This is a genomic window from Mesorhizobium sp. BHscii, from assembly GCF_053848065.1.
Window position 1 is genome coordinate 1 of the sequence record NZ_JBSPKW010000010.1, and the last position, 14,277, is coordinate 14,277.

Annotated in this window: 13 protein-coding genes; all 13 read right to left on the bottom strand. The window is 55.3% G+C overall.

Features of this window, described 5'->3' with window-relative positions; all coding sequences use genetic code 11:
- Positions 1-48 precede the first annotated feature (48 nt).
- A complete protein-coding gene (locus tag ACWTU7_RS15415; RefSeq protein WP_455839162.1) occupies positions 49-1,287 on the bottom strand; it encodes an O-antigen ligase family protein in 1,239 nt (412 codons plus the stop codon).
- Between the two features lie 164 nt (positions 1,288-1,451).
- Positions 1,452-2,528 (bottom strand): glycosyltransferase family protein, encoded by a 1,077-nt coding sequence (locus tag ACWTU7_RS15420; protein WP_455839161.1) that lies wholly within the window; start codon positions 2,526-2,528, stop codon positions 1,452-1,454.
- A 63-nt stretch (positions 2,529-2,591) separates the two neighbouring features.
- Positions 2,592-3,380 (bottom strand): class I SAM-dependent methyltransferase, encoded by a 789-nt coding sequence (locus ACWTU7_RS15425; protein ID WP_455839160.1) that lies wholly within the window; start codon positions 3,378-3,380, stop codon positions 2,592-2,594.
- Positions 3,377-4,549 (bottom strand): glycosyltransferase, encoded by a 1,173-nt coding sequence (locus tag ACWTU7_RS15430; protein WP_455839159.1) that lies wholly within the window; start codon positions 4,547-4,549, stop codon positions 3,377-3,379. The genes ACWTU7_RS15425 and ACWTU7_RS15430 overlap by 4 nt, the downstream gene beginning before the upstream one ends.
- Positions 4,546-5,874 (bottom strand): polysaccharide pyruvyl transferase family protein, encoded by a 1,329-nt coding sequence (locus ACWTU7_RS15435; protein WP_455839158.1) that lies wholly within the window; start codon positions 5,872-5,874, stop codon positions 4,546-4,548. Before ACWTU7_RS15435 ends, ACWTU7_RS15430 begins: the two co-directional genes overlap by 4 nt.
- On the bottom strand, positions 5,871-7,319 hold the full coding sequence (locus ACWTU7_RS15440) for a lipopolysaccharide biosynthesis protein (RefSeq protein ID WP_455839157.1): 1,449 nt from the start codon (positions 7,317-7,319) through the stop codon (positions 5,871-5,873). The genes ACWTU7_RS15435 and ACWTU7_RS15440 overlap by 4 nt, the downstream gene beginning before the upstream one ends.
- A 317-nt stretch (positions 7,320-7,636) precedes the next feature.
- A complete protein-coding gene (locus tag ACWTU7_RS15445; protein WP_455839156.1) occupies positions 7,637-8,575 on the bottom strand; it encodes a glycosyltransferase family 2 protein in 939 nt (312 codons plus the stop codon).
- 121 nt (positions 8,576-8,696) lie between these two features.
- Entirely contained in the window at positions 8,697-9,407 is a 711-nt protein-coding gene (locus tag ACWTU7_RS15450; RefSeq protein WP_455839155.1) for an FkbM family methyltransferase, read from the bottom strand.
- 90 nt (positions 9,408-9,497) lie between these two features.
- The gene (locus ACWTU7_RS15455; protein WP_455839154.1) at positions 9,498-10,565 is read right to left on the bottom strand and encodes a hypothetical protein; all 1,068 of its coding nucleotides are present in this window, start codon (positions 10,563-10,565) and stop codon (positions 9,498-9,500) included.
- Between the two features lie 341 nt (positions 10,566-10,906).
- Positions 10,907-11,788: an alpha-1,2-fucosyltransferase gene (locus ACWTU7_RS15460; RefSeq protein WP_455839153.1), complete on the bottom strand. Its 882-nt coding sequence runs from the start codon at positions 11,786-11,788 to the stop codon at positions 10,907-10,909.
- Positions 11,754-12,365, bottom strand: a complete 612-nt coding sequence (locus ACWTU7_RS15465) for an rRNA adenine N-6-methyltransferase family protein (protein ID WP_455839152.1) — start codon at positions 12,363-12,365, stop codon at positions 11,754-11,756. The genes ACWTU7_RS15460 and ACWTU7_RS15465 overlap by 35 nt, the downstream gene beginning before the upstream one ends.
- Positions 12,366-12,378: 13 nt before the next feature.
- Positions 12,379-13,143, bottom strand: coding sequence for a glycosyltransferase family 2 protein (locus ACWTU7_RS15470; RefSeq protein ID WP_455839151.1), 765 nt, complete (start codon positions 13,141-13,143; stop codon positions 12,379-12,381).
- Positions 13,144-13,164: 21 nt separating this feature from the next.
- Positions 13,165-14,259, bottom strand: coding sequence for a GDP-mannose 4,6-dehydratase (gene gmd, locus ACWTU7_RS15475; RefSeq protein WP_455839177.1), 1,095 nt, complete (start codon positions 14,257-14,259; stop codon positions 13,165-13,167).
- Between the last annotated feature and the right edge of the window lie 18 nt (positions 14,260-14,277).

The following is a 14,277-nucleotide window of genomic DNA, read 5'->3' on the forward strand; positions in this document are numbered from 1 at the left end:
CGAGTGCTCACACTACTTCAAAAACTCCGGCTATGACCGAAACTAATCTCATCCCGCTCTAGCGCCGCTCAGAGCCCCAGACTGGGCATATGAACGCCACATCCCGCGTCGACGTGCCCACAAGTCAAATGACTTCATGGCATTGACTCGGAAGATCAAGACCGTAACGATAATCCAAAGGAACGCCGCTGCCCAGAGCGACCCTGAAAATTGCGCCCCGACGACGGCTTGCGTGGTCAAAAGCGGCAGCAGCACCAAACGCCTGTCGGCCAAGAACTTTACCGCCATTGCTATCTTCACAAAAACCGCGGCAAATATCGCCATTCCGAGAAGCCCCATGGCTTGAAGGATCTCCACGAAAATATTGTGGGGATATCCGTACAGAGGAAGGGTCGTTCCGTAGCCAAACAACGGGTTTTGCAGAAATAGTTCCCACGAAAACGCAATCGATCGCAGACGCGCCAACCCTGAATTGGTTTCTGCTGTTCCAGTCGACGTCAAATGGAACTTATCGAGCAACGGCGCCATATCCACAGTCGCCAACGCCAATACTACGCCGGCCAGCAACAACCAACCCATGATGATTGTCGTTAATCTGGGACGGAGCATGGGAAACAACATGATGCAACATGCCAGGGCGACATATGGACCGCGAGCACCAGCCAGATACATAGCGAATGCCGAGACGGCCGCTACTGCAAAAATTGCGAATTTCAGGATTTTTCCTTGGGAAATTCTTATCAGAGTGTATGAGGCGATCAGTGCAGTCAGACCGGCGTGGCCTATGGAAATGGGATTCAACCGTTCGAAATTAAGTCGGTCCGAGTTATCGAACCTCACAGCACTGGAACCACTATACTGGAGCCAAACGATACCCGCCATGCTCAGTGCCCCAACAGCAAAAAGGGCCCATGCCACGTTGGTCTCCGACCATCTGTTTGTTGACAGGGCTAGAAAAACCGTAGGCACGATCGAAGTGACTATGGCAAAAACAAGGGCGTTCGATTCCCCACTGATGTCGTAGTCAATGCCGAGCTTTAGCATATAAAGTCCGGCAAAGGACAATAGCCATATGTCTCCGAACCGCCATGCCTTTTGCCGGTCTGAAAACAAAAACGACAGCCCACAGAGGCAAACCACCAGAATGCGAAAAGCGATCGAAAATTTGTCATCTGCCCGTGCGGTCACCGATGAAAGGACTCCGACCAACGGATAGCCGGCAATCGCGAGGGCAAAGCTCCAGGCCCACAAATCCTTATAGATCGGAATGGGTCTACTGACATGCATGACGATGACTGCACCTTTGAAACAGCAAGATGGATACCATGTCTCTTCCAGTCGAGACAATGGGCTGGCGCCGGCCAGCTAATGCGCGTCGTCCAAAGTCAGTCCTTCGGATTTTCGTTCCAGTTCTCGGGCTGACAGGTGGGATAGTGCTCCCAGGTGACCCGCTAGGCCAGTTCGAGAAACCGCTCATATTGGCGTTTCTTGCTGTATTCTTCACGGATCGCGCGGTTTCCCGCCCATCCGATCTTGTCCCAGCTCCCGCTATCCAATTGCTGTTCGATCTTATCCAATGCCTCCTGCGGTTGCTCGTAGACGACCATGGTTTCCCCGTCGCGCATCGGCGCGGGATAATTGCCGGAATCGGATATAAGCAGAGCGCCAGCGCCCATCGTCTCGAAACAGCGCATGTTGCCACGGTCCGGACCCGCCATGTCGATCGAGGCGTTGACCACGACCTTGGCTCTTGCGAGTTCGGCATACATAGCGCGACCGAATACGGGAGGCGCACTGACATCGCGGATGGCACGCGGGCGGCGCACTGCTCTCAGGGGACCGAACCAGCCAAGCGGCGTCTCGGCGAGCGGCGTGTAGCGTGACAGATCCAGATGGAAAACAACGTTGCAGCGGTTGGAAAGACCTGCGACAGCTTCTAATATCTGCCTTCGGCGCTGATGATGGCGGCTGTAGCCGCCGAAGAAAAGGACATCGATGTCCCGGTTCCGATTCACGGCCACGGCGTCGAGCTCCGGATCGTGAGCGGGAAAGAAGTGAGCCGTCCTGGCGCCCTGCTCTTCCCAAAGCTTTCGCATCGACTGGAAATTGCAAACGACTAGGTCATAACCGGAAAAATCAATCCTGCCAGGTGCTGCGCGCCAAGCAATCTTTCGCTTCACATGCCCCGGCAGCCGGCGCACGAAAGAGGCGTCGTAACGAAATGGATCAAGATTGTAGAAGATGTCCGTCTTGTGATGCTCGATCTGGGCAAGAAGGATATCGGCCAACGACGCATGTTCGCCAAGCCCGTGTTCGAGCGCCCATGCCCGCTGCAGCGATTCGTCGTCCCCGTTCGTAAAGAAAGCTTCAGGGCTGCCGGCGTGCACCGGCGACAGAATATGCGCCGCCCCGTAGCGGTCGTTCAAAAACACTTCTTTCTGCCGGTCAAACCCATGAACGCCCGCCACAAGACCAGCGAGTCTAGTGCGATAGCTTGGTGAAATCCCGGAGTTTTGAAAAAGTCGCATGGCTGGTTCCTGTTGGAATTCAGTCTCGGGGTTCTTGTGCGCTGATAATGATCCGTCGACCGATCAGTTGGCGGCTAACGCAGTATCCGGCAGTCCTGCGTTAGCCTCTCCCCGAAGAGGTGGGCCTGATACTTTTTCAGCTACGAGAAGATAACCCATCGGCATGCTCTCGCGAGTCGCAAGCCCCAATTTCCTGACAGGCGGCAATGCACGCATCAGCGTAGTCAGCCAATAGATCGAATTGGCAATCCGGGGCCGAGACGACACCGCCTTCGTGGCGAGATCGGAAAGAACATCTGTGACGCCGCCGTAGGACGACAACTCGATTGTGCTTAGGCCCGCCTTCGTCGTCATCCGCTCCAATCCAAAGCGGGTGTAGCGATGATAGTCGTGGGGGATCTCGTGCAGCCAGTAAAGAAACGGCACGCCGATTATCAATTTACCGCCAGGCTTCAAAGCCCGGGCAGCACTGTCGAACAAGGCCTGTGGCGTATGCAGATGTTCGATAACATCGCTGGCGATGACCGTATCGAAAGTCCCTTGCTCCAGGACCAACTGCTCGTTGAGGTCAGCGAACAGGTCGACGTAGGCGGCGCCATGTGCACTGCCCGGCCAATCGACGCAGAAGACATCACTGACATAGTCGCGGTAGATCCCGTAAAGCGGAACAGCCCCACAGCCCAGATCGGCGAGACGGCCCTTCGCGTGAGTAGCGATCGCAGCAGCATAGACGGACGCCAACCGATCGGCGATCAACCGCGACCGCGCCGGCACCTCCTTGCGGTTCGAGCGCCAAACACCCTTACTGGTCCGTTCGAACTTAGTGGGCTTCCACTGGTCGACATTCTTCATTGAACCTGGCCTTCAGCGAAGTCGAGAGGTTCCGCTATGGCCGGCAGCACCATGGCATGTCGAAGGCGATCGCGCGTGTGCCGTTGAGTGAAACGATCCAATACACGCTGCCGCCCGGCATCCCCCATCCTAGCAGCACGGAGAGGCTCTGCCAGGAGACTGGCAAGCGCCTCTGCCGTGCTTTCGATATCGTGCTCTTCTACAAGTATGCCGGTCTCGCCATCGACAACGGCCTCTGGAATGCCGCTGTGACGCGTCGCCACAACGGGAAGTGCGCTTGCCATTGCCTCCAGGATCGATACCGGCAGGCCTTCCATATCTCCATCACGGGCCGTCACTGAGTGCTGCACGAAGATTGCAGCGTTCTGCATCATGCCCTGCACAAATTCCGTGCTTCGATAGCCGTGAAAAATGACCCGATCCGACAGGTTCTCCTGCTCCACCAATGCCTTGGATTGCGCCATCAAGGGCCCATCCCCAACCAGATCAAGTCGTGCCTCGGGAAACCTTGAAGCGATCCGGGCGAACGCCTCGATGGTGAGATGTGGTGATTTCTTTTCAACGAACCGCCCAACGACAAGGAGCCGACCGCGTTCACGCTTCGATGGTGTGAAACGCTCGGGCAAAACTCCGCATGGACTGACGTGCAGTTTCTCATTCGGACAGCCGATTTCAATCAGACGGTCGGCGATGAAACGTGATGGCGTGATGATGCCGTCTGCGATTGCGAAAAGACGCCGGTAGCGACGCCGCCATAACCGGCTCCTGAGCATTACGGTAGAATCCGCCCCATGGGCGTGGGCGTACAATCGCACACCGGCGCGGCGACAAGCGCTAGCAAACAGCGCGCCTTTTGTAAGATACTCAACAAGGGCGGCCTCCACGTTGTGGGCCTTGAAAAATTCAACAACCCTGTCCTCGTCGCTCCTCGACATTCCCTCACGAACATACGCAAACCAGAACGAGCGCGCCGGATTAACAATGCGGCCAGGCAGTAGGCTAAGCGGCGACGACCCCGGAATCCCGGAAAGAACCGGATAACCGAATTGATCGGCACCATCCGGCCCCTGGCAGATGAGCACGGTCTTACCGGGCGCGAGGTGGCGAGCATGATCTCGAATAAATGTTTCAGAAGGGGTGTCGAAGAATTGCGAGATGACCGCAATCATGAGGACACCGCCTCCAGCTGCAACTCCGCCGGTGCAAATCTTTTTTTGAGAATACCGACCGTGGATAGAGCACTGTCGCGCAACGCAAGTGTCCCGTCCCACGATCTTTCTGCTACCAGTTCCTGGTTTTGCCACCAGTGCTCAGCGAGATTGCAAAAACTATCCGGCTCAATCTTATCGATGAAAGTAACGTATTCCTCCAAATCAAGTGATCGGAAAAGATCCGCCGTTTTCCTCTCGTAGCAGATCGGCAAGACCGGAACGCCTCGGCAAAGGCACAGAATGCACATGTGCATGCGCGTGCAGATGGCGCCATCGAATTCGTCAATCTTGCGAAGCAATGCTTCGGTGTCCCTGAACTGCGAATCGACGACCACGCTGCTTCGAACGCGATCCGGCAGATACTTCAAGATATCGCGCGCCGTGCTTGAGTCATTGAAACGATACTCGGGAACCCCCTGGCAGGTCGAAACAAACGTCACTTCGGCCCCGACCTCCTCCACGAACCACGCTGCCGCTCGGGCTACCGATTGGTGGTATTTCGCTCGGCCGACCTCCGGGTCTCGCTCGCCAAAATCCGCCCACGGTCGCACCGAAACGGCGATCCTCGGCCGACGTCCCGGCCTCGCAACCCGCGATGCTGCGCGCCGCCTCTCGATCTCGTCCTGATCGGCCAGAATGAATACGCTATCTGCTACTTCCTCAATATTATCCGTGTGTCCGACAAGCTCTTTCGCGAAAGCCATGGATTTCCGGTCTCTCACCAGTATGAGAGGGCTTTTTCTCAGAACGTCCGCAAGTCGGTGGAAGATGCGATCATCGCCGAATGGACCCATCGATTGCGTGAAAAAAATCGGCGGCTTTCCAAGATAAATGTCTCTCTCATACTCTGGCAGACGAAGGGCGACCGACCCCCGATGTTTCCTTGAAAGGTAGGTGCCGCCTGTCGAAACAATAAGATCTGCCGCGATGTACTCTCGCAAAGCCCGGGCAACCGCGCCTCCAAACCTGAGGTATTTCAACCATCTCAAATACCGCTCTACAAAAATCATGGCGATTAGAATCGAATAATTCAAATCGAACTCCAGTCGCCCTTTGGTCAATCTATTCACCAATCGTACAGTTCTGCTCTTACGAATCTGTGCCGAAGGAAAGCAAATAAAGGTGCTGTCCGGGTAATACCGTTCAGCGATTTGCGCGTCCATGTCCGCAAAAACGATCTCAGTATCGTCTCCGAACGCTGCCTTAAGAATCCGTTTTGTCGCGACCTGAATCGCAGCGTCTCCGCCGTTCAGGAAAACAGTGGTTTCGACGATGATTTTCAATGCCTTAGGCCCTCTGCATGTACGTCTTTGTCCAGAAAGAGCCGCATGTCCCCCAACATGGAACCGGCGAAACGATACGGAGCAACAACAAAAACCGCGTAGACTATCGTGGCGATGATAGACTTTAACACGATGCCGCGCTCAGCCAGCAGAGACAGGACCATAGATGAGGATCCGATCGAATCCCCAACATGGAAGAAGGCGACGAGCACAATGTAAGCAAAGAAGAATGGAGCCGCCGCCTTCACAAGATCCTTGAATCTCAACTTTGTATCTCTTGTTGAATAAATCCAAAGCACTGGGGTGAACACCCAAGACGTTATGCACCACGCGACAGCAACTCCGGGAGCTCCCCATTGGATGGCAAACAAGAATGACGCAAATCGGATGGATGACGAGAAGATGGAAAATACAAACAGCTCGCTGGCTCGCCCCAAAGAGATCAACGCCCAACCACCAAACTGACCGGAAATACTCGTAATGAGAGACAAAGAAAGTATCATCAAAATCGTACCAGACTTTGACCAGTTTTCTCCATAGACAATCTTTACGATTTCTTGTGCATTGATCGTAATCAGAATGCACAACATCGTGTTTATCATGAGTGCAAGCCGCATGGCACTGAGATAGGTTCTAGCCCATTTGTCGGGCTGAGCTTGAAGGCGGCTCAGCATCGGAATGATAACCGAGCCGATTGGTCCGCTGACGAGCGTCACCGGTAACATGAACAGTGAGTAGGCGCGGGTATAGTATCCGAGTTCGTGAGGACCGGATTTCCAGCCGACCAGCACGTTGTCGGATTGGCGGTTGATGTAGTTTGTGAACTGGGACCCACTGTAACTGATCCCAAAACTAATGGCCGATCGTGCATTGTTCCAATTGGCGACCTTGGTCGGACGCCATGGTGAAAGTATCCACTGGCCAATCGTGCCAACAAGAGCCGTTGTGAGCGTCGCCGCGGCAAGCGACCAATATTTGAAGTCCCCGCCCCATGCCATCGCAATACCGACAGCAAACCCACAAAAGAGGCTGCCAAGATTCACACCGTGCAACGACATCCAACGCATGTTGCGAATCAGTAGCGCCTTGTGCTGGGCACCGGCCGCAGTGATCGGAATGGCGATCGCCAGAACCAGGATAAGGTGAAAGACGCGAGGATCATTGAAAAGCCAGGTTGCGACCGGCGCGGTCAGCCACGCCAACAGCATGAGAGCGAAGCCGACGCCAAGATTAACGAAAAACAACGCGCTGACGGTGTCATGATCAACCTCCTTGCGTTGGATGGTCACCATGGACAGACCCAAGTCAGCAAAGACTCCGACAACCGCCGTGGCGGACGCCGCCATGGCCACTAACCCGAAGTCGTCGGGCTGGAGTAAACGCGCCATCAGCGCCATATAGCCGACCTGTGTGAGAAGAATCAAAACCTGAGCACCAATGGCCATGATGCCGCCAGATGCCGTGCGTCTCCCGAGATCGCGCGTCAGGTGTTCACTGGACAGTGCCTGTTGGGAGGCTGGAGGGATTGGTGTCAACGTTCGTACTCTTTGCCCCTGGCGGGGTTCCACCGGCGCAACACGCCCATTCGCCAGAGGATGTCACGTACTGAACCGCCGACGTGATGGCCAAGACGGTCGGCATCAGCGTCAGTGCGGTCGGGCGCATTTCGAACGCACAAAGAACTCCAGCCAGACCGCTTGCAACAGCTCAAGCTCTTCAGCGATCCAACGTTCGTCGACAAATTGCGCAACTTCGGTCCGGTCTACATCGATCTGCGGCGCATGCCATCGCGTTGGGGGCGGAACGCAGAAATTACAAGCTTCGCAAATATCTTCATCGAAAGCCCCCCCAGAAGGTCAATTCTACCGCTCTTAACGCTATCAAAATAGGCTTTTGCAAAGCGCAATATATCCCCTCTTCCCAAAATATCTGAAAGTTCAAGGTATGCCATCAATGAGATGTGCTTACTATAAAAATTATCTATATTAATTTTTCCTCTATACTTACTATATACTTGTCCTAACCCATGCAAGCGCGTGCTCTCGTCCTTTGAAACGCTATATCCTCCATGGAGCGTATAGATAGTAAACGGTTCATGAATGTTATGAAATTTAACTTCGTTCATAGCCATCCGAAACCAAAGATCCCAGTCTTGGAAACTGGATAGTTCGGAGTCGAACCCATCCACTGCATCCAGGCACGCCTTTCTCACAGAGACAGCGCTTGCGGTATGCAGGGCAAAAGAGCCTTCGGACATTGCCGTTACGACGTTTTCCGGTACCGGTCGGCCAAAGGCGAAAGTATCTTTCCTTTTACCGCTATCGTGACGTACGATCGCGCCCGAATAGACTACGCCGATATCTTGATTTGCAGCGTGTGCAGCTAAATGTCGTTCGACCTTATTTGGTAACCAGTGATCGTCATCATCAAGAAAAAAGACAATTTCTCCGGAAGCGTTCTTGATGCCAACGTTCCTTGCTTCACCACCTTTCAGTCGTTTGGAGCAGGAAATCACGCGAATGGTATCGTCTCGTACGACCTCATCAAGCCGAAAAATCTCATCGTACTCATCCGGATCGGAGACAATCACTAGCACCTCATCAGGTCTAGAGGATTGCTCCGAAACGCTTCTCAACGCTCTTCGAAGCATTGGAATCCGCCTAAAAGTTGGAATAATGACGCTGACCGAAAACTTGCTCATCCGTCTGTCTTCCTGAGTATTCCGGATGGATTGTTTTTGAATCCCATGCCGCATTCCGACAGAGATCCGGCAGTGTGCGTGTTTACGCCACTGCCAAGACAACCGACGATTTGAACGACTTTCACTGAGCAGCCTCGCCTGTATTGCCGTAGCCATCCCGGAAGAAAAGCGCATCGATCTGGTTAAGCCGACAGGTTTGCGGGTTGCGGAATCCGATCCAGATGTCCCACAGGCCGAAACCCTGCTCGGCCATCCACTGCTGTACCGCGATCCCCGAAGATTGCCCGGCATAAAGATCGACCAGCGAAAGCTCGACGAGAATGCCTTGGACGTGCGGCAGGATTGCGCGCGCGCCCTCGAGAACCAAGGCCTCGCTGCCCTGAACATCGATCTTCAAGAAGACATTGCGACCGGTCAGATCGAGCTCGGACCAAAGCGCGTCGAGCCTCTGCGTTTCGACCTCGATCTGCTTGTCGACCTTGACCCGAGGGGCCGCCTTGACGAAGCCTCCGAGCGGCTCGAGCAGGGAGCTGCTGGCAGAGCCCTGCGTTACATAAAACGTCGCCCTGCCCGTTTTGTCGCCTAATGCCAAACGCGGTGCGACAGACCATCGGTCCCCGAACGCTGCGGCCGCTTCAATCAAGAGCGCGTGCTCGTCGGGCAGCGGTTCGAACGAGATGATACGCCCCTCAAACCCGTTCTTGAAAAGCTCCTGGGCGAATTGCCCCCGATTGGCGCCTACATCGAGAACCGTATCGATCCCGTGCCTGCGCAAGAAATGAAGGAAACGAAGGTCATCGCGCGAATTCAGCCCGTTCAGCCGGATTTCCAAGCCAAACCGTCGGCCGACGTCGCGTAGAGCCTGTTTAGTTTGCGATCTCATGGTGTTCCATTTGATGCCGGAGATTTCTTGTTTCTGCCATTATCGGTGTGGTTCAGCCTTGCCGCCAATTGCTTCGGCAAAGTCATTGTCACGATTTCCAAGTGCGGCGCGCAAGCGTGCCACCGATTGGTCCCTGCATGTCATTGTTATATTGTCGGACTGCGGTTGCGCGTCCGCTTGGCTGATTTTCATGAGAATCGCCGCGCCCTCTTCAATATCATCGAATGCGCAACGATGGACCGGATATTTGAGATGCGACGCAATTGTATCAACATTCGACCCCCGCCGCACAATGACTTGTTTGCCAAGCTGCATGGCGCGGCCGAACAGTCCAGAAGAAGAATCATAGGACGGGTCGTAGCAGGCCCATAGACACGTAGCGCACAGCTTCGCAGACAAAACCTCGTCATCAGTCAGATAGCGGTCGATCACCAGGCCGCCAGCCTCGCTCACCAGCTCTGCGAACCGCTTCTGATCTGCCGGGACTTTGCCGGCGACGACAATCATCAGCCGGTGTGTGATGGCAGGCTTGGCTTGCAAGATTTTGGCAAGGAACGGAAACCCTTTCATGACGGACGGTCCGCCAAGAAACAAGAGGATGGGGCGACCCCGGGCCTTCCGTTTCACGTCCTGCGCAAGTGCGCTGTCGGGCCAATCGGCGTTCTCGATCTTACTGTCCAAATCCCAAAACTGCGGATCGTAAATCCAGTCGTCCGCCACGCTAGCGAACCGTCGATCGAGATAGAAGGGCAGGATCGAGAGCAAGGTCACGCTGCGCAGCCGCTTGAGGAAGCGAAACGCGTGGCGCCGCACCGTGGTTTTAATGAAGCCCCCGATGAAGCAAAGCCTCGGACTCATGAAGATCGCGACCGTGTTGCGACCGAGGACGGCGCGCAAAATGGCTACGGCAAAAAAGAACGCAATGTCGTCCTCAAGCGTGGCAAACAGCACTGCGTCCGCGGTCAGAAGCGTCCTCAATGTCGAAATGCCGCGGGGTTCGATGAGTCGCGTGAGCCCCGTTATACCAGATAACGTCTCAACATAGGATTCGCGGTGCCCACCGGGCGAGCCCACGGTTACGAAGCCACGGCTAACGATTTCGTCCATGGATGTTGGGAGACTTGCTCTCACTTTGGTTTTGACCATCTGCCGCCAATCTTGATGGGTGGAACCGTACGGGGACCTGGCATCCAGCCAAATGCCATCTGCCGCAATCTGCCGCGCTTGCTCTGCTGTGCGGCATAAAATCCTATGATCGTGCAGAACGATATCCAAAGGCCGGAGCGGCCCCAAATGGCACCGGAGAACATGACTTGTCCGAGTTCCTTGAAGAAGATTACGGCCCAAACGGCGATGGTCGGCGTGTGGCGGTCCCCATGGAACCGAAAAGGTCGAGAAAATTGCCGGAGTCAAGTGCCAGAAGTCAGCGAATATCCCTAACGGCCGCCTTAAAGTCGATGGTCGAGACCAGGCCGTCCCGGAAAGCTGCGTTGTAGGTCAAATTTCCCGTCCCAGATCGCCGGCATGCCACCGAGATAGACTGCCCACATCGAAAAGGTCGAACGGGAAGCGATCACCACGCGCGCCCGTGACAGATTGTGCATCGCGGTGAGCGCATTACCGCTCGGATCCATCGTAAGATCCGGTATCCCCAATTCGCGCTTGACGAAGTTCACATCGCCATCCGTAAAAAGCGCAATTCGCGGATTTGCGGTGCCAACGAGCCGCCGTGCTTCTGCGAGTGCGGCGCGATACCAATCGAAGGGCAACCGGACATTATTGCCCCCCTGATCACTACCAGACTGCGCGAAATCACCAAGCCGGATGTGGAGCCCGATGTCATAAGCATCATCCATTACTCCGACGCCGCGGACCGTGTCCTTGAGCCACGCCGACACGATTTCGCCATGACCGGTGAGGTCATGGAAATAACCCTTTAGGCCCGAATAGCGCACCGTAACGCCGATCTCGCTGCGATAGGCATCTTCGTCGACCTTCGGATGCCACTGAGCTTGCGCCCAATCGCGCCACTCGGCACCCGTGCGGCTGCGTATCACGTTGCCGTAGGTTCGCGTGTCCCGTTCGCGGCGGAGGAATGTTCCAAATTTGAGCTGCCTCAGTGTCGGATGAACGAAGGTGCCGCCGTGAACCTTCTGCCCGATCAACGCGCGAGCAATTGGGAAGAGAAGATTGCCTAGGCCCGGCCCAGGAGTACGAATGACACCCACGTCCCATCGGCTAAGAACCGGCAGGTGCCAGGGCCCTTCTCTGGCCTGTTCATTGTTGCACGCCAATCTAGCCAAGCTTTCGGACGGCCAAAAACTGATCATTGAGCACGGAAAGTCTCCATTGTGTCTCCGGCAGCAGGGTTTCCAGTCGTTGGATCACTTCCGACTTCCTTGGCCATCCCGGCTCGACGCCAAAGAGTCGGAAATCATCGACCACAACCGCAACAAAATTTGAAATGAAAGGAGCGATGAGATCGAGTTCCTTCAGCACCGGCTCCGGCTCGTCGCCCTGTCCCGTTTCGCCACCGCTGAAGTGCCCGTCGAGAAAGATAAGGGCCTTGTCCACCCGTGTAGCAATTTCGGGCAGTAGCTTGGCGCCGTCGCCGAGCAATAATTCCACATTTTTCCGTCCAGCACAGCGCTTGCTGGCTTGATGATACAGCGCTTCGTCAATTTCGACTGAGATCACCCTCTCGAACAGGTGAGACATTCGCTTTGTGGTGACACCTTTATAGGAACCGATTTCCACTGCAGTCGTGGCGCCAGTCATGTCCCTGCAGGTTTTCATATTGTGCAACTTCGTTAGCGAATGCGGTACAAACTGTCGGTTGCGCAGCTTTGCAATCAGGTCGAGGAAATAGCCTCCGATCGGCTCCAAAATGCTCTTTGGATCGTTCATCAGATGGGTTTCTTCATGATTGATTTACGGCTTGTTTCGATAAAAATTGCCCCAATTTCCGCGCCGGCTTCGCAACCAGCGCGTAGTCGACAGCACCTGCTCCGAGCCAACGGCGTCGAGACCGCAGCGCTTCCAGATTATGCCCGATGTGGGAACGCAAGCTTCTTGTACTAGCTCCTCCCACCATCATGTCAACAAGGACCTGATCGACCGTCGCGACCCTAAAGCCATGAAGCTCGACGGCCCGCAGCATCCAGTCGTAGTCCGAGGAGACTTTGAGCGTCAGATCGAAGGGGCCGACCCTCTCGGCAACGCCGCGCCGAACATAGAAGGTCGGGTGAGCGGGCATCCAGCCCGAACGGAACCCATTTCGAGGTCTGGGTTCCGCCCGCCAGCGACGAACAACCCGCTTGCTGTCGTGGTTGTCGACAAAGTCGAGATGGCCGTGGACAATATCGGCGTCGGCGAGCGCCACGCTGATTTTGCCAAGCACGGACCGGTCGTGAAATGCGTCGTCCGCATTGAGAGCCCCGATTGCCTCGCCGCTGCAAAGTGCAAGGCCCTTGTTCAGAGCGTCATACATGCCTCGGTCCGGTTCGCTGACGATCTGCAGTCGTCTATCGACATAGGAGCGAACAATCGAGAGCGTTTCGTCGGTCGAGGCTCCATCGACAACTACCAGTTCTTTGTCGTCATGATCTTGGGCAAAAAAACTGTCGAGCGTGTGCCTGATCGTTGCCGCGGAATTCCGGCAGACCGTCAGGACCGAGATTTTCATGTCGACCAGGCCCAAAGTCGTTTACTGCGCCGCAACACGAATGCGATCCTCGTCCAGGCGCCGGTGCTCCGATTCCCGCTTTACCATTTCAAGGTCGGATTGAACCATTTCCTGAACCATCGCGTCGAGCGAGGTTGTTGCCTTCCACCCGAGAACGCGCTCCGCCTTCGAGGGGTCGCCGATCAGAAGCTCTACTTCAGTTGGCCTGAAATAGCGCGGGTCCACCTCGATCAGGACAGCGCCTGATTTTGCATCGACGCCTTTTTCATCAATCCCGGAACCAACCCACTCGATCTCGGTCCCGACCTCATTGAATGCAAGCTCGACAAAGCGGCGGACCGAATTCTTTACGCCGGTTGCAAGGACGTAATCGTCTGGCATTTCATGCTGAAGGATTCTCCACATGCCTTCGACGTAATCACGGGCATGGCCCCAATCACGTTCGGCAGAAAGATTGCCGAGGTAGAGTTTGTCCTGAAGGCCTAGGCTGATCGCGGCAGCCGCGCGCGTAATCTTGCGAGTGACGAACGTCTCGCCGCGCATCGGGCTTTCGTGATTGAACAGGATGCCGTTGGAAGCGTGAATGTCGTAAGCTTCGCGGTAATTCACGGTGATCCAGTAGGCATAGATCTTTGCCGCCGCATATGGCGATCGCGGATAGAAGGGCGTCGTTTCCTTTTGTGGGATCTCCTGCACCTTCCCATAGAGCTCGGAAGTCGATGCCTGATAGAAGCGCGTCTTTTTTGTCAGGCCAAGCAGCCGGATAGCTTCCAGAAGGCGTAGCGTGCCTATCGCGTCCGCATTCGCGGTATATTCCGCAGTCTCGAAGCTCACCTGAACATGCGATTGCGCCGCGAGATTGTAGATTTCGTCTGGCTGCACCTCCTGGACTATGCGGATGAGGTTCGTCGCGTCGGTCATGTCGCCGTAGTGGAGAGACAGCCTTACGTTCTTCTCGTGCGGATCTTGATAGAGATTGTCAATGCGACCGGTATTGAACGACGACGAACGCCGCTTGATGCCGTGGACGTCATAGCCCTTTGCCAGCAGGAGTTCCGCCAGATAGGCGCCATCCTGGCCAGTGATGCCTGTAATCAATGCGGTTTTTCGGCTCATTTCGTTCCCTTCGGCGGC

Bases quoted from the DNA above. Each gene is read 5' to 3' on its own strand.
- gmd (WP_455839177.1), bottom strand. From the start codon at position 14,259: ATGAGCCGAAAAACCGCATTGATTACAGGCATCACTGGCCAGGATGGC.
- ACWTU7_RS15460 (WP_455839153.1), bottom strand. From the start codon at position 11,788: ATGATCAGTTTTTGGCCGTCCGAAAGCTTGGCTAGATTGGCGTGCAAC.
- ACWTU7_RS15440 (WP_455839157.1), bottom strand. From the start codon at position 7,319: ATGGCCATTGGTGCTCAGGTTTTGATTCTTCTCACACAGGTCGGCTAT.
- ACWTU7_RS15420 (WP_455839161.1), bottom strand. From the start codon at position 2,528: ATGCGACTTTTTCAAAACTCCGGGATTTCACCAAGCTATCGCACTAGA.
- ACWTU7_RS15465 (WP_455839152.1), bottom strand. From the start codon at position 12,365: ATGAACGATCCAAAGAGCATTTTGGAGCCGATCGGAGGCTATTTCCTC.
- ACWTU7_RS15415 (WP_455839162.1), bottom strand. From the start codon at position 1,287: ATGCATGTCAGTAGACCCATTCCGATCTATAAGGATTTGTGGGCCTGG.
- ACWTU7_RS15425 (WP_455839160.1), bottom strand. From the start codon at position 3,380: ATGAAGAATGTCGACCAGTGGAAGCCCACTAAGTTCGAACGGACCAGT.
- ACWTU7_RS15445 (WP_455839156.1), bottom strand. From the start codon at position 8,575: ATGAGCAAGTTTTCGGTCAGCGTCATTATTCCAACTTTTAGGCGGATT.
- ACWTU7_RS15430 (WP_455839159.1), bottom strand. From the start codon at position 4,549: ATGATTGCGGTCATCTCGCAATTCTTCGACACCCCTTCTGAAACATTT.
- ACWTU7_RS15455 (WP_455839154.1), bottom strand. From the start codon at position 10,565: ATGGACGAAATCGTTAGCCGTGGCTTCGTAACCGTGGGCTCGCCCGGT.
- ACWTU7_RS15470 (WP_455839151.1), bottom strand. From the start codon at position 13,143: ATGAAAATCTCGGTCCTGACGGTCTGCCGGAATTCCGCGGCAACGATC.